The organism is Halanaerobium polyolivorans (assembly GCF_020711195.1).
Lineage (GTDB): Bacteria > Bacillota > Halanaerobiia > Halanaerobiales > Halanaerobiaceae > Halanaerobium > Halanaerobium polyolivorans.
This window is the reverse complement of the sequence record NZ_JAJFAT010000019.1, coordinates 14490-35636: the sequence shown is the minus strand read 5'-3', so window position 1 is coordinate 35636 and position 21147 is coordinate 14490. Positions and strand designations below refer to the sequence as shown.

General features: G+C 32.6%; 20 protein-coding genes and 11 tRNA genes. 30 read left to right on the top strand and 1 reads right to left on the bottom strand.

The window, feature by feature from the left end; translation table 11 throughout:
- Nucleotides 1-69 precede the first annotated feature (69 nt).
- The 12 genes from LJ207_RS11115 to LJ207_RS11060 all read left to right on the top strand — a co-directional run bounded on the left by LJ207_RS11115 (nucleotide 70) and on the right by LJ207_RS11060 (nucleotide 2414).
- Nucleotides 70-146: transfer RNA gene (locus LJ207_RS11115), tRNA-Met, on the top strand.
- 39 nt (nucleotides 147-185) lie between these two features.
- Nucleotides 186-262 (top strand) — tRNA-Gly (locus tag LJ207_RS11110).
- A gap of 10 nt (nucleotides 263-272) precedes the next feature.
- Nucleotides 273-349 (top strand) — tRNA-Met (locus tag LJ207_RS11105).
- Between the two features lie 11 nt (nucleotides 350-360).
- Nucleotides 361-453, top strand: a tRNA-Ser gene (locus LJ207_RS11100).
- A 10-nt stretch (nucleotides 454-463) separates the two neighbouring features.
- Nucleotides 464-539: transfer RNA gene (locus LJ207_RS11095), tRNA-Glu, on the top strand.
- Nucleotides 540-566: 27 nt separating this feature from the next.
- Nucleotides 567-642 (top strand) — tRNA-Val (locus LJ207_RS11090).
- A 73-nt stretch (nucleotides 643-715) separates the two neighbouring features.
- Nucleotides 716-792: transfer RNA gene (locus LJ207_RS11085), tRNA-Asp, on the top strand.
- A 6-nt stretch (nucleotides 793-798) separates the two neighbouring features.
- Nucleotides 799-875, top strand: a tRNA-Thr gene (locus LJ207_RS11080).
- Between the two features lie 8 nt (nucleotides 876-883).
- Nucleotides 884-959, top strand: a tRNA-Ala gene (locus LJ207_RS11075).
- A 38-nt stretch (nucleotides 960-997) separates the two neighbouring features.
- Nucleotides 998-1082, top strand: a tRNA-Tyr gene (locus LJ207_RS11070).
- A gap of 4 nt (nucleotides 1083-1086) precedes the next feature.
- Nucleotides 1087-1161 (top strand) — tRNA-Gly (locus LJ207_RS11065).
- A 182-nt stretch (nucleotides 1162-1343) separates the two neighbouring features.
- Nucleotides 1344-2414: a pyridoxal-phosphate-dependent aminotransferase family protein gene (locus LJ207_RS11060; protein ID WP_229346567.1), complete on the top strand. Its 1071-nt coding sequence runs from the start codon at nucleotides 1344-1346 to the stop codon at nucleotides 2412-2414.
- 91 nt (nucleotides 2415-2505) lie between these two features.
- On the opposite strand, the gene serA is transcribed toward LJ207_RS11060, so the two are convergent.
- A complete protein-coding gene (gene serA, locus LJ207_RS11055; RefSeq protein WP_229346566.1) occupies nucleotides 2506-4110 on the bottom strand; it encodes a phosphoglycerate dehydrogenase in 1605 nt (534 codons plus the stop codon).
- Between the two features lie 202 nt (nucleotides 4111-4312).
- On the opposite strand from serA, the gene LJ207_RS11050 reads away from it, so the two are divergent.
- From LJ207_RS11050 to tilS, 18 genes are all read left to right on the top strand, one after another.
- Complete coding sequence (locus LJ207_RS11050) at nucleotides 4313-5596, top strand: DUF1015 domain-containing protein (protein ID WP_229346565.1); 1284 nt, start codon at nucleotides 4313-4315, stop codon at nucleotides 5594-5596.
- A 196-nt stretch (nucleotides 5597-5792) separates the two neighbouring features.
- Entirely contained in the window at nucleotides 5793-6806 is a 1014-nt protein-coding gene (locus LJ207_RS11045) for a FecCD family ABC transporter permease (protein WP_229346564.1), read from the top strand.
- A 5-nt stretch (nucleotides 6807-6811) separates the two neighbouring features.
- Complete coding sequence (locus LJ207_RS11040; RefSeq protein WP_229346563.1) at nucleotides 6812-8089, top strand: heme ABC transporter ATP-binding protein; 1278 nt, start codon at nucleotides 6812-6814, stop codon at nucleotides 8087-8089.
- On the top strand, nucleotides 8086-8664 hold the full coding sequence (locus LJ207_RS11035; RefSeq protein ID WP_229346562.1) for a 2'-5' RNA ligase: 579 nt from the start codon (nucleotides 8086-8088) through the stop codon (nucleotides 8662-8664). The genes LJ207_RS11040 and LJ207_RS11035 overlap by 4 nt, the downstream gene beginning before the upstream one ends.
- 25 nt (nucleotides 8665-8689) lie before the next feature.
- A complete protein-coding gene (gene pgmB, locus LJ207_RS11030) occupies nucleotides 8690-9340 on the top strand; it encodes a beta-phosphoglucomutase (protein WP_229346561.1) in 651 nt (216 codons plus the stop codon).
- A gap of 123 nt (nucleotides 9341-9463) precedes the next feature.
- On the top strand, nucleotides 9464-10474 hold the full coding sequence (locus tag LJ207_RS11025) for a LacI family DNA-binding transcriptional regulator (RefSeq protein ID WP_229346560.1): 1011 nt from the start codon (nucleotides 9464-9466) through the stop codon (nucleotides 10472-10474).
- A gap of 21 nt (nucleotides 10475-10495) precedes the next feature.
- Complete coding sequence (locus LJ207_RS11020; RefSeq protein ID WP_229346559.1) at nucleotides 10496-11605, top strand: ABC transporter ATP-binding protein; 1110 nt, start codon at nucleotides 10496-10498, stop codon at nucleotides 11603-11605.
- 157 nt (nucleotides 11606-11762) lie between these two features.
- A complete protein-coding gene (locus LJ207_RS11015; RefSeq protein WP_229346558.1) occupies nucleotides 11763-12494 on the top strand; it encodes a gamma-glutamyl-gamma-aminobutyrate hydrolase family protein in 732 nt (243 codons plus the stop codon).
- A gap of 36 nt (nucleotides 12495-12530) precedes the next feature.
- Nucleotides 12531-12845 (top strand): ArsR/SmtB family transcription factor, encoded by a 315-nt coding sequence (locus LJ207_RS11010; protein ID WP_229346557.1) that lies wholly within the window; start codon nucleotides 12531-12533, stop codon nucleotides 12843-12845.
- 48 nt (nucleotides 12846-12893) lie between these two features.
- Nucleotides 12894-13205, top strand: a complete 312-nt coding sequence (arsD, locus tag LJ207_RS11005) for an arsenite efflux transporter metallochaperone ArsD (protein WP_229346556.1) — start codon at nucleotides 12894-12896, stop codon at nucleotides 13203-13205.
- Nucleotides 13206-13217: 12 nt separating this feature from the next.
- Nucleotides 13218-14102: an ArsA family ATPase gene (locus tag LJ207_RS11000; protein WP_229346555.1), complete on the top strand. Its 885-nt coding sequence runs from the start codon at nucleotides 13218-13220 to the stop codon at nucleotides 14100-14102.
- Entirely contained in the window at nucleotides 14102-15001 is a 900-nt protein-coding gene (locus tag LJ207_RS10995) for an ArsA family ATPase (protein WP_229346554.1), read from the top strand. The genes LJ207_RS11000 and LJ207_RS10995 overlap by 1 nt, the downstream gene beginning before the upstream one ends.
- A 171-nt stretch (nucleotides 15002-15172) precedes the next feature.
- Nucleotides 15173-15505, top strand: a complete 333-nt coding sequence (locus LJ207_RS10990; RefSeq protein ID WP_229346553.1) for an FtsB family cell division protein — start codon at nucleotides 15173-15175, stop codon at nucleotides 15503-15505.
- Nucleotides 15506-15532: 27 nt separating this feature from the next.
- Complete coding sequence (locus LJ207_RS10985; protein ID WP_229346552.1) at nucleotides 15533-17698, top strand: Tex family protein; 2166 nt, start codon at nucleotides 15533-15535, stop codon at nucleotides 17696-17698.
- A 77-nt stretch (nucleotides 17699-17775) separates the two neighbouring features.
- Entirely contained in the window at nucleotides 17776-18141 is a 366-nt protein-coding gene (locus LJ207_RS10980; protein WP_229346551.1) for a S1 RNA-binding domain-containing protein, read from the top strand.
- Between the two features lie 114 nt (nucleotides 18142-18255).
- Nucleotides 18256-18807 carry a DUF501 domain-containing protein gene (locus tag LJ207_RS10975; protein ID WP_229346550.1) on the top strand — a complete coding sequence of 184 codons (552 nt, stop codon included), beginning with the start codon at nucleotides 18256-18258 and terminating at the stop codon, nucleotides 18805-18807.
- A complete protein-coding gene (locus tag LJ207_RS10970) occupies nucleotides 18782-19690 on the top strand; it encodes a Ppx/GppA phosphatase family protein (protein WP_229346549.1) in 909 nt (302 codons plus the stop codon). Before LJ207_RS10975 ends, LJ207_RS10970 begins: the two co-directional genes overlap by 26 nt.
- Before the next feature lie 49 nt (nucleotides 19691-19739).
- Nucleotides 19740-21146 carry a tRNA lysidine(34) synthetase TilS gene (gene tilS, locus LJ207_RS10965; RefSeq protein ID WP_229346548.1) on the top strand — a complete coding sequence of 469 codons (1407 nt, stop codon included), beginning with the start codon at nucleotides 19740-19742 and terminating at the stop codon, nucleotides 21144-21146.
- Nucleotide 21147: the final 1 nt, after the last annotated feature.

The following is a 21147-nucleotide window of genomic DNA, read 5'->3' as shown; positions in this document are numbered from 1 at the left end:
TTGGTAGAGCACCTGACTTTTAATCAGGTTGTCGGAGGTTCGATTCCTCCATGGCTCACCATTTATTGACGCGGGGTAGAGCAGTCTGGTAGCTCGTCAGGCTCATAACCTGGAGGTCGTCGGTTCGAATCCGGCCCCCGCAACCAATTTTGATTTAAATATTATATAAAATGGATTTTGGGCAAGCGGGAGTAGCTCAGTTGGCTAGAGCATCAGCCTTCCAAGCTGAGGGTCGCGAGTTCGAGTCTCGTTTCCCGCTCCATTAATTTTATGGGTCTATAGCTCAGTTGGCTAGAGCATGTGGTTCATACCCACAGTGTCAGAGGTTCGAGTCCTCTTAGACCCACCATTATTTCACATGGAGAGGTACCCAAGTGGCTGAAGGGGCGGGTTTGCTAAACCTGTAGCAGGGTATTTACCCTGGCGAGGGTTCGAATCCCTCTCTCTCCGCCATTGAATACATGCCCTCATCGTCTAGGGGTCTAGGACACCAGGTTTTCATCCTGGCGGCAGGGGTTCGAATCCCCTTGAGGGTACCATTACTTTTTCATAAAATAAAATTTTATGGGCGAATAGCTCAGTTGGGAGAGCACCTGCCTTACAAGCAGGGGGTCACAGGTTCGAGCCCTGTTTCGCCCACCATTTAATAACTTTAAAAAAGAAGTGTTTTATCAAATTATATAATTTGATAGACTACATCAAACTTCTTAAATACGGAGGTGTAGCGTAGCGGTTTAACGCGCCGGCCTGTCAAGCCGGAGATCGCGGGTTCAAATCCCGTCTCCTCCGCCATTTTTTGCCGATGTAGCTCAGTTGGTAGTAGCGCTTCCATGGTAAGGAAGAGGTCACCGGTTCAAATCCGGTCATCGGCTCCATTAGCCATGGGGATATAGCTCAGCTGGGAGAGCGCTACACTGGCAGTGTAGAGGCCAGGGGTTCGAATCCCCTTATCTCCACCAAATATTTAGGTGAGATAACAATAAAATAATCAAATTTTGGAGGGGTGCCCGAGTGGTTAAAGGGAGCAGACTGTAAATCTGCCGGCGATGCCTACAAAGGTTCAAATCCTTTCCCCTCCACCATTATGCGGGAGTAGCTCAGTGGTAGAGCATCACGTTGCCAACGTGAGGGTCGCGAGTTCAAATCTCGTTTCCCGCTCCATTTAAATCTGCACCTAAAAGGGTGCTTTTTTTGTTTTTAAAGCAAAAAAAATATTATTATTAATTATTAAGCTTTATTTATTTTATTTTTACTGCTATAATATAAATGGTTATATTATAAAAAATCATTATTGTTTATTTCAGATTTAATCTGAAAAATATAAATTATGAGGTGTTTATAAAATGCATGATAAACTATTTACTCCTGGACCAACTGAAGTAAGAGCAGAACTGTTAAAAGAATTAGCTAATCCGCAAATTCATCACCGCAGTCCTGAATTTTCTCTACTATATGATGATATTCAAAAAAATCTTAAAAAATTACTTTACACAGAAAAACCGGTACTATTATTTACTTCTTCTTCTACAGGAGCAATGGAAGCTGCTGTAACAAATGGTGTTAAAAAAAGGTGTTTGAATTTTGTTAATGGTGCATTTTCAGAACGCTGGCATCAAATCACTCTTAAAAACGGTATTAAATGTGATAAAGTTTCAGTTCCCTGGGATCAAGCAATTAAGGCAGAATTAGTTGATGAAAAACTTTCTAGTGGAAAATATGATGCTATTACAGTAGTTTTGAATGAAACTTCAACTGGATTAATGAATCCAATTGCTGAAATTGGAGAAGTAGTAAAAAAATATGATGATGTATTATTTTTAGTTGATGCTGTATCAGGTATGGCAGGAACAGAGATTAAAGTTGATGAGTGGGGAATAGATATGTGTCTGGCTGGAGTTCAGAAAGCTTTTGCTTTACCAGCAGGTTTAACAGTTGCTTCTGTCAGTGATAGATTATTAAAGAGAGCTGAAGAAGTTGAAAATAACAGCTATTATTTTAATTTACCTCTACTTTATAAATATCATAAAAGATCGCAAACAAGAACTACCCCTGCAATTCCCCAACTATATGCTTTGAGAAAACAACTTAATGATATAGTAGAAAATGAAGGAATCGAGGCTAGATTTGCTAGACATCAAGCAATGGCTGAATATGTACAAAACTGGGCTTTAAAATATTTTGATATTTATGCTGAAGAAGGCTACTGGTCAAATACAGTTACCTGTATTGAAAATACCCGAGGGGTTGATGTTGAAGCTTTAATTAATACCCTTGTCGAAAAATATCAAATCAGAATTGCAAATGGTTATGGAGATCTAAAAAATAAAGCCTTTAGAATAGGTCATATGGGGGACTTAAATTTAAGTGATATGAAGGGCTTAATTGCAATAATTGAAGATATTTTAGAGATATAAGATTTACTTTTGCTTGAGCACATATAATTATAATGAAAAATTAAATCTATCAAAAAAGAGCAGCACATTTGTGCTGCTCTTGAAGTTAAAATTACATAGCAATATAACTTAAATCTTTAACATTTGTATTTAATGCATCAAGATGATCTTTGATTTTTCCCATTGTTTCTGATGATGGTTTAGAATCTATTTGCATTAACATTACTGCTTCTCCACCAGCTGTTTGGCGGCCAACCTGCATGTTAGCAATATTTATGTTTTCTTCACCAAGTGTAGTACCGATCTTTCCGATTACTCCAGGTCTGTCCTGGTAGGTAACGATGATAAATTCTCCAGATAAATCTAAATCTACTCTTAAACCATTAATCTCAATGACTCTAAAACCAATTGGTAGGTAAGTTCCAGCAAGGCTGTATTTACCTTTATTGGTATTTAATCTAACTGTTATTATATTATTGAGTTCACCTTTGTGCTGTGTTTGGCTTTCTTTAACATTAATACCTCTCTCTTCAGCAATATGCATAGCATTTACCAGGTTAATTCTATCATCAAGTATAGGTTCTAAAACTGATTTAACTAAACTTAAAGTCATTGGTTTATGACTATAATTATTAACCTCACCAGCATACTCAACCTCAATACTTTTGATCCTATGATGACCCTTCCATTTAGCCATGAAATTACCCAGCTTAGTTACAAGATTTATATATGGCTTAGCTTTAATAAATTCCTGAGGATCCATAGCAGGTATATTTAAAGGAGATTCAGGTAAATTATTTTTCAAGACAGACACAACTTCTTCAGCAGCCATAATAGCCACATTATCCATAGCTTCAGTGGTAGTACCACCAAGATGACAGGTCATGATGACCTGATCAGGATATTTCAATAATGGATTATTACTTGCTTTTACAGGTTCTTCTTCGTGGACATCAATTGCTGCTCCGGCGATTTTGTTTTCTTCTATAGCTTTAGCTAAAGCAGCTGTATCAATATTTTGTCCTCGAGCACAGTTAATAACTCTGGTGTTTTGATCCATCATTGCAAATTCTTTATGACTTAAAATGTGATAGGTTTCGTCTGTTAATGGAGTGTGCAGGCTTACATAATCTGATTCTTTGATAACTTCTTCAAAAGACTTTAAAGGCACATTAATGTTTTCAGCTTTTTCAGGAGCAAGATAGGGGTCATTAGCTATTACATTCATACCAAAACTTTGAGCTCTTTTTGCAACCCTACTACCAATACGTCCTAAACCAATAATACCCAGGGTTTTGCCTTTGATTTCTACACCTTGATATTTTTTTCTGTCCCAGATATCATTATGTAAAGCCTGGTTTGCCTGTGGTATATTACGGGCAAGAGCTAACATCAAACCTAAAGTATGTTCAACAGCAGAAATTGTGTTTCCAGTTGGAGTATTAAAAACAAAAATTCCCCTTTTAGTTGCTTGATCTAGATCAATATTGTCATAACCAGTACCAGCTCTTCCAATAACTTTTAAACTTTTTGCTTTTGCTAAAACTTCTTTATCAAGTTGGGTCATACTACGGACAATAATTCCATCATAATCTGCAATATTTTCTAAAAAATCATCTCTACTTTGTTCAGGCTTAAAATCAACATCCATTCCAGCTTCCTCTAAAATATCAATTCCTTTTTGAGAAATATTGTCACTGACTAAAACCTTATACACTTATTACCACTCCTTCTCTCTTCGAACTACTAATTTTTTTTAATTATACCGGATTGTGATTAATAAAGCAAGTTAAAAATTCAAAGCCTGTTCATTAACAAAATATAATATATTTTCTGTATATTTTTAATATTTAAAAGCAGTAAAATTGACTTGCTGTTAGTGAATTTAAAATATATAATAAACAAAAGGAGTGATATTTATGGCAGATGTTTTTCCATTTAAAGGTTATCGTTATAATCCTGACAAAGTTGATGATTTGAATAATGTTGTAACTCAGCCTTATGATAAAATTAATGCTGAACTGCAGGCAGAATACTATGAGAAAAGCCCTTATAATATTGTGAGGTTAATTTTAGGCAGAGAAGAAAATCGTTATCAGAGTGCAGCAAAAAAATTAGATAATTGGCTGCATGATAATATTTTAATTCGGGATGAAGAAGCAGGTTTTTATCTCTATACCCAGGAATATAGTGTTGAAGGAGAAAAATTTGTTAGACGTGGTTTTATAGGTTTAGGTAAATTAGAAGCTGGAGAAGGTGTAAAAGCTCATGAAAACACCATGGAAGGCCCTAAGGCTGATAGGTTAAATTTAATCAGAGCAACTGAAGCTAATTTTGGTCATATTTTTATGTTATATGCAGATGAAAAAAATGAAATAAATAATCTTTTTACTGAAATCATGCAAAATGAACCTTTGATTGTGGTCAGTGATGAAGATAATAATTTACATAAAGTTTGGCATATAACAGACTCAAATATAGTTGAGCAGGTTAGCTCTAAAATGAAAGATAAAAATCTCTATATTGCTGATGGACATCACCGCTATCAAACCGCTTTGAACTTTCAGCATGAATGCAAAGAAAAAGGCTGGAAAGCAGATGGGGTTGAAAGCTTTAATAATCGTTTAATGACTTTTATAAATATGGATGATCCGGGCTTAAAGGTCTTACCTACCCATAGATTATTATATGGAATCGAAAATTTTGATTTGGACTCTTTTTTAGAACGAGCAGCAGAGGATTTTAAAATTTACGACTTTGATAATAAAGAAGAATTATATAACTTTTTAGATGAGAACAGTGAAAAAACAGTTTTTGGATTTAAAGCAGCAGCAGATGAATCATATAAAGGTTTTGAGTTTGAAAATAATGAAGTTTTAGAAGAAATCCAGGGAGATTTTTCAAAAAAATATGCTGAGCTAGATGTAAGTATACTGCATAAATTAATTTTGGAAAAATACCTGGGTATTGATGAGAAAGCTTTAGCTGCAAAAACAAATCTTGATTATATTCGCTATCGTGAAGAGGCCTTAAAAGCCTTAGCCGAAAAAGATTATCAGGCTGCCTTTATCTTAAACTCTACTTCTGTTAAAGAAGTTAAAGAGATTGCAGATTTAGGAGAAAAAATGCCTCAAAAATCAACTGACTTTTATCCTAAATTATTGACAGGACTTGTGATAAATAAACTGTCAATAATAAAATAATTTAAATAAAAAATTAAATAAATTATTAACCCCTTTTAATTAGATTTGTTAAATTATTGTACATTTAACCAAATAATTCTAAAAGGGGTTTGTTTTTGTTCCGATTTACTCCTAGGTTAGATATTAAGGCTAAAGTATGATATATTTATATAAGACAAAATTTTAAAGAAAGGATTTCGCTTTAGCGATTGATATAATGGATAAAAAATATAGAATATCATTAATATATTTAATTACAATTTTAATAGTCTTAGCACTAGGAATCATTTCTTTACTGCTTGGTTCAAGCTATATACCAGCTGCTGATGTTTTTGCTTTTCTTTCTGGGACACAGGAAATTTCCAGAACGAGTGCTATAATATTAGCAGAGATTAGGCTGCCGAGAATTATTTTATCATTTATAGTCGGAGCAGGTTTAGCTGCTGCAGGGACGGTTTTCCAGGGTGTTATTAGAAATCCAATGGTCGATCCATATATAATTGGTATTTCTGCTGGAGCAGGTACCGGGGTAATGCTGGCTCTGCTTTTAGGAATAGAGATAGTATTTTGGAATTTTAGTGCTGTTCCTGCTTTTGCATTTTTGGGAGCATTATTAACAGTCTTTTTAGTTTATAATTTGGCCAAAGTCGGCAATAAACTACCTGTTTTGACTTTTTTGCTGGCTGGTGTTGCAGTTAGCTTTATTTTAAATTCTGTTATGTCATTTTTAATGGTAATTAGAACTGAAAACTTACAACAAATTGTTTATTGGTTGATGGGAAGTCTTGCTGGAAGTGACTGGGCTGCAATAAAAATGATTCTACCTTATTTTATAATTGGAATGGTAGTCATAATTTATTACCTAAAAGATTTAAATATTATTCTTTTAGGAGAAGAGAGTGCCGGTCATTTAGGGGTTAATGTAGAAAAAGTTAAAATTATTTTACTTGGTGCTGCTTCATTAATAACTGCTTCAGTAGTATCAGTGAGTGGGAGTATAGGTTTTATTGGTTTAGTTGTTCCCCATATAGCAAGAATGATCATTGGTCCTGACCACAGAAAACTAATGCCCCTAGCAGTTTTATTAGGCGGAGCTTTTTTGCTGATTACAGATAGTTTAGCAAGAACAATAATGGCTCCACTTGAACTACCGGTTGGGATTATAACAGCTATGGTTGGTGGACCATATTTTATTTATTTATTACGTAGAAAAACAAAGGATATTTGGTGAGTTTAATGATTAAAACCGAGAAACTAAAATTTAGTTATAATAAAGAAAATATATTAAAAGGTATAGATTTAGATTTTTACAAAGGAGATTTTATTGGGATTATTGGCCCAAATGGCTCAGGAAAATCAACTCTTTTAAAGAATTTAAGCCGCAGTTTAAAAGCAGATAGTGGTAGTGTTTATTTAGATAATAAAGTGCTAGCAGAATATTCTTCGGTAAAACTTGCAAAAAAATTAGCAGTTGTACCTCAGGACAGCCAGGTTAATTTTAATTTTAATGTTTATGATATCATAATGATGGGCAGACATCCTTATCAAAAAAGATGGTCAAAAACAAGTGATAAAGATAAAAAAATAGTGCGTGAGGTTATGCAGGTAACTGATACATTAAAACTTAAAGAAAAAAATATTAATGCTTTATCTGGTGGTGAAAGGCAGAGGGTTATTATTGCTAGAGCCCTTGCCCAAAAACCAGAGGTTTTACTTTTAGATGAACCTACCTCAAGTTTAGACATTAATTATCAGGGAGAAATTTATGATCTCTTAAAGTATTTGAATAAAAATCTTGAGCTGACAATAATTACTGTTTCTCATGATTTAAATTTGACAGCTCAATATTGTGAAAAATTATTATTGATTAAAAGTGGGAAAATCTTTGCTTCTGGCTCAGCAGAAGAAGTTTTAACAAAAAGCAATATTAAAGAAGTTTATAACACTGAGGTTTTAATTAAGAAAAATCCACTTTCAAACCGACCTTTTATAACCCTGATTCCTTCAGCTAATCTGCAGGAAAATAAAAAAAATAAGGATTTTAGAATTCATATTATTGCAGGTGGAGGAACAACTAAGAACTTTTTAGCTGATTTAGTCAGTTTAGGTTATCAAATAACACTTGGAGTTTTAAATATCGGTGATGCAGACTGGCAGCTTGCCAGAGAGCTTGGCCTGGAGATGGTTGAAGCGGATCCATTTGAGAATATCAATGAAGATGAAGTAAAGCAGAATAAAGAGATGATTTCTAAAGCGGATTTAATTATTTTAACTAATTTACCCTTTGGTCATGGTAATTTAGCCAACCTTAAAATATTAGAGGAGTTTCCTGAAAAAAATAAAATTTTATTGAATAATATTGAGATAGAAAAGAGAGATTATACAAAAGGGAAAGCCGAGCTTATCTGGAATAAATTATTAGAAGCAGATAATATTTATTTGCTTGCAGAAAAAGAGAATTTGTTTTCTGAAATTAAGAGGCTTGAGAAGTCAGAGATGGAGAGTGAATTATGATTAAAGCAGCTGAACTAGATAAAGAGTATTTTTTGGTTCTAATACCTGGACAGGAGCTTGTGGAAACAGCAGCACAGGTGCAAAAAATAGTATCAGAACATTATAATCTTTATCCTGATCAGATCTATCCTCAACTTCATATAACTATAGATAGAATTGACAAAACTAAAGCTGATTTAGCAGAAGAAATATTAAAAAACAAGGTAAAAGAATTTGGGGATATAGAAATTGAGGTTGACCGTTTTAGTTGTATTAAATTCTCTGGTCAACATCAATTAGTACTTGAAGTAAATGAAACACAATCACTTAGTAAATTTGCTAGAGGGATTCATCGAGAGTTGAGTGAAAAAAATATTTCTACCATAGAAAATTATGAAGAATGGATGTTCCATATTACTATTGTAAGTAATATATTTGCCGAAAATCCTATTCCTATGGATGAACTAACAGAAATTTGTTTGTTTATGGAAGGGATGTCAAGACCTTTGTCTGCTCATGCAGAACAATTAGAGATCTGGCGGCCAACCTTAGATCCGGTTGAAAAAGTAATTGCCAGTTTTGAATTGGGAGAATAAACTTATAATATAGGGGAGATTAATTATGTCAAATAATATTAAAGCTTTTATTTTTGATCTTGATGGAGTTATTACAGACACTGCTGAATATCATTATAAAAGTTGGCAGAAACTTGCTGACGAAGAAGGACTATTTTTTAATCGTGAAATTAATGAACAGCTGCGTGGAGTTTCAAGAATGGATTCTTTAGAAATAATTCTTGATGGCAAAGAATTAGCGGAAGATCTAAAAAAAGAAATGACAGATCGCAAAAATGCTTATTACCAAAAATATTTAGAAAAGATTTCTAAAGAAGATATACTCGATGATATGGAGAGCAAATTAATTGAGCTTAAAGAACAGGGTTTTAAAATAGCAGTAGCTTCTTCAAGTAGAAATGCAAGAAAAGTATTAAAAAACCTCAAGATCTCTGATTTATTTGATACAATTTCAGATGGTAATAGTGTTGAAAATGCAAAACCTGCTCCAGATCTATTTTTGCATACAGCAGAAAAACTGGGGGTTGAAGCTGAAGAGTGTGTTGTTTTAGAAGATGCAGAATCAGGAGTAGATGCTGCTTTAGCTGCTAATATGATAGCAGTTGGAGTAGGACCTGATGATAGAGTGGGCAAAGCTCATCTGGTGTATTCTAAAGTTGCTGAGATTGATTTTGAAGAAATATTAGAAAAAATATAAAATAATTTATAAAAAAAGAAGGAGAAAAAGGATCTGTATTGAATAATATTTATAGAGTCTATTTTTCAGATTCTTTTTTTCTTCAAGTTTTCGCAAGCGCTTGCGTAAGTGGGGGTTTAATCAATGCAGATAACTTTAAAAGATATTGCTAGAATGGCTGGAGTTGCAGAATCAACTGTTTCCAGAGCCCTAAATGATAAAAAAGGAGTGGGTGAAGAGACGAAATTAAAAATACTGAAAATTGCTAAAGAACATAATTATCGACCAAATCAACTTGCTCGTGGTCTTGCTGCAAAAAAAACAAATATGATTGCTGTCTTTCTGTCCGAAATGGATAGCCCTAGCAATATAGAGATTGTTAAACATCTCGAAGCGGCTGCAGAAAGTGAAGATTATCAAATAATACTCTGTAATACAAATAATCAGGAAGAAAAAGAAAAAAGATATTTAAGCCTTTTGGAATCAAATCAGGTTGATGGGGCTATTTTTATTGGTGGTAAATTGGTAGGCAGCCATCTTTTAAGGGCCAGTTTCAGCAGTGATAATTCAATAGTTTTAGTCAATCGTCTGGCTGAAGAAAACTTTTTTACTTCTGTATTAACTGATTACAGCAGTGGTATTTATCAAGCTGTAAAACATTTAATCAAGCAAGGTTACCAAAAAATAGCTTTAGTCAGTGGCCCCAAAGATAATTTGGTTGAAGAAGAAAAAACAACTGGCTATATGGAGGCTCTAGAAGAGTCAGAGTTGAAGCTGAATCACGATTTAATTTATTCAACTGAATCCAGTAGAGAAGCAGGATATAATGCCTTTTTAAAAATTATTGAATCTGAGGTTATTCCTGATGCATTTATTTCAACTAAAGAATTAACCACAATCGGTCTAGTTGAAGCGATAAAAATGGGAGGATATTTTATTCCTGATGATTTTGCAGTAGTTGGTTATGGTGATAATATTTTAACATCGATTATTGAGCCTCCCTTAACGGTTTTAAGTGAGCCTCTGGCAGAGCTTGCTAAAAAATCTTTTTATTTTTTATTAAAATTGATCAATGATGGTTTGGATAGTCAGAAAATTGAGGTTTTAAACCCCAGCTTAATTATTAGAGATTCATCAATAAAAAAATATAACTAAATTTTATGAGGAGGAATTTTAATGGCAAATGTAACTTTGAAAAATGTTTATAAGCGTTTTGGGGATGTTGTTGCAGTTAGAGATCAGAGTTTAGAAATTAGGGATAAAGAATTTTTAGTATTAGTTGGGCCTTCAGGTTGTGGTAAATCTACAACTTTAAGAATGATTGCTGGTTTAGAAGAAATTAGTGAGGGTATCATAGAAATTGGGGATGAGGTTGTAAATGATGTTGCTCCTAAAGATAGAGATATAGCAATGGTTTTCCAGAACTATGCTCTTTATCCGCATATGGATGTTTATGATAATATGGCTTTTGGCTTAAAATTACGTAAATTTCCTAAAAAAGAAATTGAAAGAAGAGTTCAAGAAGCAGCAGATATTTTAGGTATTGAGCAATTGTTGAAGAGAAAACCAAAAGAACTTTCTGGTGGACAGAGACAGAGGGTAGCACTTGGAAGAGCGATAGTTCGCGAACCTAAGGTGTTTTTGATGGATGAGCCTCTTTCTAACCTTGATGCAAAATTAAGAGTTCAGATGAGAACAGAGCTCTCTAAATTACATGATAGACTTAAAACAACCATGATTTATGTAACCCATGATCAAACTGAAGCTATGACAATGGGTGATAGAATTGTAGTACTTAAAGATGGACTTATTCAGCAGGTTGATGACCCATTAACCCTTTATAATGAGCCTAATAATATTTTTGTTGCTGGATTTATTGGTTCACCTGCTATGAACTTTATGGATGCAGTTATTAAAAAAGAGGGAGATACTTATTACATTGATGGTGATGGTACATTTAAAATTAGAGTACCAGAAGATAAAGAAAACTTGATCAAAGATTATGTTGATAAAGATGTAGTCTTTGGAGTAAGACCCGAGGATATTATTGACACCTCTATAACCCATGACTTTGATGTTTCAGAAGATAACTCTTTTAAAGCTGCAGTAGATGTTGTAGAACCGATGGGATCTGAAATTTATCTCTATCTTGCTGAACAAGGACATTCTTTGATTGCTCGAGTAGAAGCAGAAAGTACAGCTGAAGTTGGAGATAAAATGAATTTAGCGGTAGATTTAAGAAAAATTCATGTATTTGATGCAGAAACTGAAGATGTAATATTCTAAAACACTTTTAAATTAAATCTTTATTAACAAACAGAGCGAGCAGCTGATTTATTTCAGCTGTTCCTTTTTTTATTATAAAAATAATTTTAACTTGACATTGAGATAAAAAACACTTATTATATAAATAGATTTAAATATATTGATATGAGGTGTTAAGATGTCTAAAGTAATTATTGGAATTACAAGTTTTTGTGGAGAAGAAAAAGATAAAAAATTTAATAAAGTACGCTGTAGTTATGTTAATGCAGTTTATAAAGCAGGTGGAGTGCCGGTTGTAATTCCTCCTTTTAATAATTTGAAACTCTCTGCTCAATATATAGATTTAATAGATGCTTTAATCTTGAGTGGAGGCAATGATATAACACCAGCAATTTATGGAGAAAGCAAACTGCCTCAGGTAAAAGATAATAATATAAATCGTGACAAATGGGAAATTGACCTTTTCAAAAAAGCTTATCAAAGCAATTTGCCGATTTTGGGTATTTGTAGAGGAATGCAGCTAATAAATGTAGCTTTAGGAGGTAGTTTATATCAAGATATTGATTTTCAGCTTAATTGTGATCTACCGCATTTACCTTTGGATTTGCAGAGAAAAAAGAATTTAGAATATGAAAAACACAAAGTAGATATATTAAAAAATACTCAGCTTGATAAAATACTCTGCTCTGAAAAAATACATGTTAATTCTCATCACCATCAGGCAATTAAAAATCTGGCAGATGATTTAACAATTAGCGCTAAATCAGAGTGTGGGATTACAGAAGCTGTAGAAGCTAAAAATCATGCTTTTCTAATTGGTGTACAGTGGCATCCAGAAGACTTAATTGAGAGGATAAGCTGTTTCAATAATTTGTTTTCTGCTCTTGTTGATTCCGCAGCTGAAAAATAATCAAAATGCGCAAATTAGTTTTTAAAGGAGAAGATCATGGATATTAACAAAAAACTTGTCAAAATGTTAAAAGCACTTGCAGATGAAAATAGGTTAAAGATGATAGAATTATTAACTTATAATAGTATGTGCAGCTGTCATTTTGTAGCAGAATTAGATATTAGTCAGCCAAATGTATCACATCATCTTAAAATCCTCAAGGAAGCCGGCTTAATAAATGCTGCAAAAAGAGGACGTTGGATAGATTACAGCTTAAATACAGAAAATATTGAATTAATAAAGGCTGAATTTAACAGTATTTTAGCTGAATCTAAAAATGATTCTAATTATAAAGATTTCAGTTGTGATTAAAATCTATAATTTAAAGTAATTTATTGCAATTAAGGGAGGAAAGATAAAGTGGAAAAAATAAAAATTAGTGTATATGAACCACCAATGTGTTGTAGTTCAGGAGTTTGTGGGCCAGATGTTGATGACCAATTAGTAGAATTCAGTCAAACAGTAAAAAAATTAAAAGAAGAAGGCTATACTGTGGAGAGAAACTCTATGAATCATAATCCTTTTGCCTTTCAAAATAATCAAGCAGTTTTAAGCCAAGTAAATGATTCTGGGACTGAAAATTTACCCATTATAGAAATCAATGGAGAAATATTAACAATAGGTGAATATGCTTCATATGAAGAAATTAAAGCAGCAGCAGATAAAATATAAGGAGGAAAAATAATGTCTAATCATAAAAGTCAGTTTATCTTTTTTTCAGGTAAAGGTGGAGTAGGAAAAACATCTATGGCTTCTACCACTGCAGTTCATTATGCAGAAAAAGGATTAAAAACAATTATTGTTACAACTGATCCAGCAGCTAATTTAGCAGATGTTTTCCAGCAAAAAATAGGTCACCAAGTTACTTCAATAGATGGAGTAGAAAATCTTTTCGCAATGGAGATAGATTCAAAAAAGGCTACTGAAGAATATAAAGAACAGACTTTAGCTCCAATGCGCGAGATTTTCAATGAACAAATGTTAAAAGTTGTAGAGGAACAGTTAAATTCCCCCTGTACAGAAGAAATGGCTTCTTTTGATCGTTTTATTGATTTTATGGATGATGACAGTTATGATGTTGTTATCTTCGATACTGCTCCTACAGGGCATACAATTAGGCTTTTAGAGCTGCCTGTAGATTGGAGTAAGCATATAGAAGAAAGCGCTAAAGGTAGTGGACAAACCTGTATGGGGCCGGTGCAAAATATTAAAGATTCAAAAGAAAAATATGATAGAGCCATTCAATTATTAAAAGACAAAAATCGAACAGAATTTATATTTGTAATGCATCCAGAAAGTAGTTCCATTAGAGAAACTCAGAGAGCTAGTAAAGAACTTAAAGAAATTGGCATAAATACTAGTTCATTAATTGTAAACGGTATTATTCCAGAGGAAGAATGTAAAAATCCATTTTTCAAAAAAAGAGGAGAAATGCAGCAGAAATATATCAAAGATATTCAAGAAAAAATTGATCTACCAATTAAGAAAATGGGGCTGCTTGATGAAGAAATTAAAGGTTTAGCTACTTTAAAAAATGTTGCAGTTAAATTATACAAGGAGGCTATTTAATGATTTCAGATGCTAAAATATTAGAAGCAGTAGATACAGAAGCTAAATTAATATTTTTTGCTGGTAAAGGTGGAGTTGGAAAAACTTCAATATCTTCAATAACAGCAGTACATCTAGCAGAAAAAGGTTATAAAACTCTGCTTTTAACCACAGATCCTGCTTCTCATTTAGAAGATGTATTTGAGCAAGATGTTAGTGGAGAAATCACATCTGTTAAAGGAGTAGATAATTTAGACATTGTTAAAATAGACCCTAAAGAAGTTGCAGAAGAATATAAAAATAAGGTTTTAAATGAAGCTAGAGAGAAAAATTATACAGATGAAATGCTGATGGGTTTAAAGGAAGAGCTAGAATCACCCTGTACAGAAGAAATGGCTTCTTTTGATAAATTCATTGATTATACAGAAAAAGATTATTACCAGCAAATTGTATTTGATACAGCTCCAACCGGACACACTTTGCGTTTGCTTGAATTACCATTAAATTGGAATCAACAGCTAGAATTTAAAATGGCAAATAACAGAGAAAATAAAGCAGATTTAGAATCGCAAAAAAGATTTAAAAAAGTAATAGATAAATTACAGAACAAAAATCAGACAATTTTTGCTTTTACTCTTTATCCAGAAAACACCCCAATCCTAGAGGCAAGCAGAGCAGTTGAAGAGCTAAAAACTGTTGATATAGAAACTCAATTAATAATCGCTAATAAAATATTACCAGCAGAATTTTGTACAACCCCTTATTTTAAGAAAAGAAAAGAAATGCAGGATAAGCATCTTGAAGAAATGAAAGATATTTTTTCTGCTCCTATTATTAAAATGCCCCTTCTTGCTGAAGAAATTAAAGGTATTGAGTTATTAAAAGAAGCTGGAAAAAAACTATTTGAAGAAAAAATATAAATTAAAGATGTGAAGTTTTACTAAACTCAAAACTGTTCTTATAGCTTTGGCTGTAAGAGCGGTTTTTTAATTTTTTGATTAATGAATACATTTAAAGTATAATTAAGATAAGATAAATATTTTTAAGAATGAAGTAATTAAAAGATATTTTTATAATTTGGAGGGAGTTTTATGCCTCGTAACAGAAAAGATTTTTTACTTAATCCTTTTGTAATAGCTGTGGTATCTCTAATATTAATTATTGCAGCTTTTAATTTTTGGAATAATTTATCAAGAATGAGCCGCCTGGAAGAAGAAATAGAAGAAATGGAAGCAAGAATAGCCCAGGCAGAAGCAGAAAATGAAGAATTAAAATATCAGCTTGAAAACACTGCTGATGAAGAGTTCATAGAGCAGGTTGCCAGAGAAAAATTAGGTTTGGTCAAACCTGGTGAGATGCTTTTAGTTCCGATTGAAGAACAGGAAGAAGAAACAGAAACTGAAGAAGAAACAGATACAGATTAATTATTTTATAAATAAAGGGGTCGTTTTATGGCTAATTACATTGAAACAGACATTTTAGCATTAACTGCTGAAGAATTAAATTTAAAAAAATCTAATGTAAAATCAGTAGTAGAACTTTTGGATTCAGGGAACACAGTTCCTTTTATTGCAAGATATAGAAAAGAAATGACCGGAAGTTTAGATGAAATGGAAATCAGAAATATAGAGGAAAAAATTGATTATTTGCGGAGATTACTGCAGAGGAAAAATGAAGTTGCTGCTGCAGCTGATGAAGTTGATAAATACAGCAGTCAACTCAAAGAAAAATTAATCAAAGCTGATACACTGCAGGAGGTTGAAGATCTCTATAGGCCCTTTAAAAGCAAGAAAAAAACCAAAGCAGACAAAGCTATTGAAAAAGGACTTAAACCATTAGCGGAGTTGGTTTTTGCTCAAAAGGAATCAACTGCAGATCTTGAGGATTTGGCCCTGCAATACATAGATTCAGAAAAAGGGTTAGAAAATATTGAGGATGTTTTAAGTGGAGCAGAAGATATCATTGCTGGAGATATTTCAAATGATGCTGAGCTGAGGAAGAAATTGAGAGAATTTGTTTTTGCCAAGTCAGATATAGTTTCAGAACTAAAAAATGAGGAAGAAGCCGAAAAATATCGAGACTATTATGAGTTTAAAGAATCTATTAATAAGATTCCTCCCCATAGAATATTAGCTTTAAATAGAGGTGAACAAGAAGATGTATTGAGGATAAAAATTGAGTGTAATGATAATAAAGCAGAAAAAATAATCAATAATTACTATGAATTTAAAGGAGATCAATTTTATCCCTTGCTTGAAAATGCCAGAGATTATGCTTATAAAAGAATGATCTTTCCATCTTTAGAAAGAGAAGTGAGAAATCATTTAACTGATAAAGCCGAAGAAAAAGCAGTAAATAACTTTTCAACTAATTTAAAATCTCTTTTGATGCAGCCACCATTAGTTGGTAAAAAGGTTTTAGCAATCGATCCAGCTTTTAGAACAGGCTGTAAAATAGCTGTTTTAGCAGAAAATGGGGAATTATTAGAGACAGCTGCTATTTATCCTCACGCTCCAGTTAACAATCTGAAAGAAGCGGTTAAAATCACAGCAGAGCTTATAAAAAAACATGATGTTGATTTAATTGTGATTGGGAATGGAACTGCCAGTAGAGAAACAGAGATTTTTGTAGTTAATATGATTAAAAATGGTTTAGATGTTGAATACACCATAGTTAGTGAGGCCGGAGCCTCAGTTTATTCAGCTTCTAAATTAGCTCGTCAGGAATTTCCGGAGCTTGATGTATCTATTAGAGGAGCTATTTCTATTGGAAGAAGAATTCAAGATCCACTGGCAGAATTAGTAAAAATAGATCCAAAGTCTCTAGGGGTAGGAATGTACCAGCATGATATCAGCCAAAAACGCTTAGAGAAAGCTTTAAATGAGGTTGTTGTTGATGCTGTTCATCATGTAGGGGTTGAACTAAACACTGCCTCTGCAGCCTTATTAACCTATGTTTCAGGTGTTTCAGCCAATAATGCCCAAAAAATAATTGAGTATAGAAGTGAAAATGGTAATTTTAGGAGCAGAAAAGAGCTGCTTGATGTATATGGCTTTGGTCCAAAAACTTATCAACAGGCTGCGGGATTTTTAAGAATTGATTCTGATGCTGATCCATTTGCTTTAACTCCAATCCATCCCGAATCATATCAAGAGGCAGAAAAAATCTTAAATAAAATAAATTATAAGCCTAGTGATATTAGAGATAATCAGATTTTAGTTGAAATAAGAGATAAAATTAAGGCTTTAGATCTTATAGAAACTGCAGAAAATCTTGAAATAGGTGTTCCAACTACCAAAGATATTATTAAAGCCTTACAACAACCCGGTAGAGATCCAAGAGAATCTATGCCTGGGCCAGTGTTCAGAAAAGACATCTTAAAGCTTGAAGATATAGAAGCAGGAATGGTTTTCACCGGGAAGGTTAGAAATATTGTCGATTTTGGCGCTTTTGTTGATATTGGCTTAAAACAGGATGGCCTACTCCATATTTCTGAAATGAGCGATTTTTATTTAAATGACCCCTTTGAAATCTTGGAAATTGGCCAAAATGTGGAAGTGAAGGTTTTAAATGTTGATAAGAAAAGGGAAAGAATTTCTTTTACTTTAAAATTTTAGACTATATATTTGACAGCCTTATCCAAAGTAAGTTATAATAATTACAATATTAATATTTAGGGAGGAATTTTTTAAGCATGTCCATAGAAGTGGGTACTATAGTTGATGGTAAAGTTACAGGGATAACTAATTTTGGCGCCTTTGTTGAGCTGGAAAATGGAGAAACAGGTTTAGTTCATATTTCCGAAGTTGCTAACACTTATGTTAAAGATATTAGTAATTTCCTTAAAGAAGATGATGAGGTAAAAGTAAAGGTTATTAATATCGATGATGACGGGAAAATTGGTCTTTCGATTAAACAGTTAGAGGATCCAGGTGACAGGATTGATCACGCTCCAGAGATGTCTTTTGAAGAAAAGATGGATCGTTTTCTCAAGCAGAGCAGTGAGCGTCAGCAGGATTTAAAAAATAGGGAGGCAAAAAAGGGCGGTAATTCTAAATAAATACATGCCAATTTTTTAAATTTTTTAAACATCCTTTAACTAGTGTAAAGGGTGTTTTCTCTTTTTTATTTTAAAAAATTAAAAATTGCTAATTATTGCAAGGAGAAATTAAAGATGCCTTTATCTAAAAAAAAGATTGTTGAGCTGCAGTTAGATAGAAAAATCAATAACTTTTTTAAAACAGCAGTTTTTTGTCCATTTGATTTTCCAGCTGTAGTTATTGTTAATCCATATAAAAACAATATTCCAGCTCCAACGATATACTGGCTGAGCTGTCCATATTTAAACTATAAAGTGGATAGGCTTGAATCAGAAAGTAATCTTCCAGCTGAACTTCAGAATCTTTTAGCTCAAGATTCCGATTTCAAAGCTAAAATGGAGAAAGCTCATAAAAAATATGCAGAAAAGAGACGAAATTTATTAGCTCAAAAAGAGCTTGAAGAGGCTAAAGCTTTATCTGAAGATCTTTATCAAACCCTGCTTTATTCTGGAGTGGGTGGAATTAAGGAGCAAAAAGGAATTAAATGTTTACATACTCACCTGGCCCATTTTTTAGCAGATAGATCTAATCCAGTTGGTAAAATTGTTTTTGAAAAAATTGCTTGGCCAGATGAATGTTCAATTTGCCAGGAAAGGATTGATGAATTTGCCAGCAGCTGCAATTGATATAGGAACAAATTCGACTAGATTATTAATTGGTGAATTAAACAGCCCAAAAAATGGCCTAAAAATTTTAGAAAGAAGCTTAAAAATAACCAGACTTGGTGAAGGTGTAGATGCCAAGAAAAAATTAAAGAAAAAAGCTGTTAAAAGAGTTATCAAAGCTATTAAAGAATATAAGGCTATAATGGCTCAATATGATATTAAAAGTGTTAAAGTTGTAGGCACAAGTGCTTTAAGAGATGTAAAAAATTCTGATATATTGGCTGAAGAAATTGCTAAACTTGATTTAAAGCTGCAAATAATTAGTGGAGAAAAAGAGGCCGAATTAAATTATTTAGGAGCAGCTTCAAGTTTAGAAGCCGAATTTTTGCTGCTTGATATTGGTGGTGGAAGTACGGAATTCATTTGGCCTACTGATAAAGATATTAATTTTAAAAGTCTGGATATCGGCTGTGTTAGAATGACAGAACGCTTTATCAATAACCCAGAAGCTGAAATTTCAGTCAAAGAAATAAAAAATATTAAAGCATATACTATTGATTTATTAAATGATAAGTTAAATTTACCCAAAAATCTAGCCTTAAAAGGTGTTGGAGGTACAATTACTACTTTAGCTGCAGTTAAGCATGAAATGGAAGCCTATGATAGCAGCATAATTGAAGGAAGTAAATTAAATATTTACGAATTAAATAATTTTTTAACTGAGTTTAAAGATATGAATTTAGCAGAACGATCACAAATTAAAGGCTTACAAGCAGAGAGAGCCGATATAATAACAGCTGGTTTGGTTATATTAATCTGTATTTTAAATTATTGTGCTTGTGATAATTTAACTGTAAGTGATCAAGATTTATTATATGGTTTATTAAAAGAGCAAATCCTTTAATTTTTTTCTTTTTGAAAAGATTAAAATCTAGCAAAGGGGAGGCATTTTCTTGAATTTAGTACGTGAGTTTAAAAAAAATATTGAAGAAAATAATCTCCTCTCAACAGGAGATAAAGTTTTGCTTGCAGTTTCTGGAGGAGCAGATTCTTTAAGCATGCTAGATCTTTTTTTTAGGCTTAAAGATTATTTTGCAGTAGATATTGCCTTAATTCATCTTGATCATCAATTTAGAAAAGAGTCAGCTCAGGAAGCAGCTTTTGTTGAGCAAAAGGCCGAAGAATTAGGCATAGATTTTTATACTAAAAAAGTTAATTTGCCAGAAATAATAAATCAAGAAAATATTTCTGCTGAAGCTGCAGCTAGAAGGGAAAGATTTGATTTTTTTAGAGAAATATATTTTAAATATAATTTCGATCTTTTGGCCCTAGCCCATCATCAAGATGATCAGGCAGAAACTGTTTTGTTAAATCTTTTTCGGGGAAGTGGTTTAAGAGGTTTAAGTGGTATAGAAAAAAGCTTAAAGCTTAAGGGAATTAAAGTTATTCATCCTTTATTAGATTTTAGCAAAAAAGAAATCTTAAAATATTGTCAAGATAATAATTTGAAACCTCGGTATGACAGCAGCAATAAAGAAAATATTTACAGCAGGAATATAATTAGAAATAAAATCCTTCCAATTATTGAAGCAGAAATTAATCCTGCTGTAAAAGATGTGATTGCTAGAAATGCCAAATTAATTGCTGATGAAGAGCAGTTTTTAAATAAAATTGCTGAAAAAAAATATAATAATTGTCTAATTAGCTCAGAAAGTGATAAACTAGTATTAGAGCTAAAAACTCTTAATAATTACGATCAAGTATTGAAACGGAGGATTTTTAGAATCGCCTATCAGCAATTAAAAGCTGATCTAGAAGATTTATATTTAGAGCATATTTTAGAAATAGAAAAATTATTAAATGATTTAACTACTGGGAGGGGCATTGATCTACCTGCTTCCATCAGAGTTGAGATTAGTTACGAGCATTTAATATTTTTTAAAAAAGATGTAATTGAGTCTGAAAAAATCAGCCAAAAAAAACTTTTAGAGCTCAATAAAAAGAATAAATTTAACAGTATTTATGTTTTGGAGGCTTTTATTAAAGCTAGAGATAATATAGATTTAAATGCTAATTCAAGTCAAGCTTTTATAGATATTGAAAAAGTTGAGCTGCCACTATATATGCGTTCCAGAAAAAAAGGTGATAGTTTTATCCCTTTAGGAATGCAGGGCAAGAAAAAGCTAAAAGACATTTTCATCGATCAAAAAGTTCCAAAATTTAAGAGAGATCAAATTCCTATCATAGTAGATAGCAGGGGCAATATTGTTTGGATGAGCGGATTTAGAATTGCCGATGATTATAAAGTTACTGCTGAAACAGAAAATGTTTTAGTTTTAAAGTTAAAAAATAATAATTAGG

Excerpts from the sequence above, each read along its gene's own strand:
- LJ207_RS11045 (WP_229346564.1), top strand. The coding sequence starts at position 5,793 with ATGGATAAAAAATATAGAATATCATTAATATATTTAATTACAATTTTA.
- LJ207_RS10990 (WP_229346553.1), top strand. The coding sequence starts at position 15,173 with ATGCCTCGTAACAGAAAAGATTTTTTACTTAATCCTTTTGTAATAGCT.
- LJ207_RS10975 (WP_229346550.1), top strand. The coding sequence starts at position 18,256 with ATGCCTTTATCTAAAAAAAAGATTGTTGAGCTGCAGTTAGATAGAAAA.
- LJ207_RS10970 (WP_229346549.1), top strand. The coding sequence starts at position 18,782 with ATGAATTTGCCAGCAGCTGCAATTGATATAGGAACAAATTCGACTAGA.
- LJ207_RS11060 (WP_229346567.1), top strand. The coding sequence starts at position 1,344 with ATGCATGATAAACTATTTACTCCTGGACCAACTGAAGTAAGAGCAGAA.
- LJ207_RS11050 (WP_229346565.1), top strand. The coding sequence starts at position 4,313 with ATGGCAGATGTTTTTCCATTTAAAGGTTATCGTTATAATCCTGACAAA.
- LJ207_RS11015 (WP_229346558.1), top strand. The coding sequence starts at position 11,763 with ATGTCTAAAGTAATTATTGGAATTACAAGTTTTTGTGGAGAAGAAAAA.
- pgmB (WP_229346561.1), top strand. The coding sequence starts at position 8,690 with ATGTCAAATAATATTAAAGCTTTTATTTTTGATCTTGATGGAGTTATT.
- LJ207_RS10985 (WP_229346552.1), top strand. The coding sequence starts at position 15,533 with ATGGCTAATTACATTGAAACAGACATTTTAGCATTAACTGCTGAAGAA.
- LJ207_RS11010 (WP_229346557.1), top strand. The coding sequence starts at position 12,531 with ATGGATATTAACAAAAAACTTGTCAAAATGTTAAAAGCACTTGCAGAT.
- LJ207_RS11025 (WP_229346560.1), top strand. The coding sequence starts at position 9,464 with ATGCAGATAACTTTAAAAGATATTGCTAGAATGGCTGGAGTTGCAGAA.
- LJ207_RS11035 (WP_229346562.1), top strand. The coding sequence starts at position 8,086 with ATGATTAAAGCAGCTGAACTAGATAAAGAGTATTTTTTGGTTCTAATA.
- LJ207_RS11040 (WP_229346563.1), top strand. The coding sequence starts at position 6,812 with ATGATTAAAACCGAGAAACTAAAATTTAGTTATAATAAAGAAAATATA.
- LJ207_RS10995 (WP_229346554.1), top strand. The coding sequence starts at position 14,102 with ATGATTTCAGATGCTAAAATATTAGAAGCAGTAGATACAGAAGCTAAA.
- LJ207_RS11000 (WP_229346555.1), top strand. The coding sequence starts at position 13,218 with ATGTCTAATCATAAAAGTCAGTTTATCTTTTTTTCAGGTAAAGGTGGA.
- LJ207_RS10980 (WP_229346551.1), top strand. The coding sequence starts at position 17,776 with ATGTCCATAGAAGTGGGTACTATAGTTGATGGTAAAGTTACAGGGATA.
- LJ207_RS11020 (WP_229346559.1), top strand. The coding sequence starts at position 10,496 with ATGGCAAATGTAACTTTGAAAAATGTTTATAAGCGTTTTGGGGATGTT.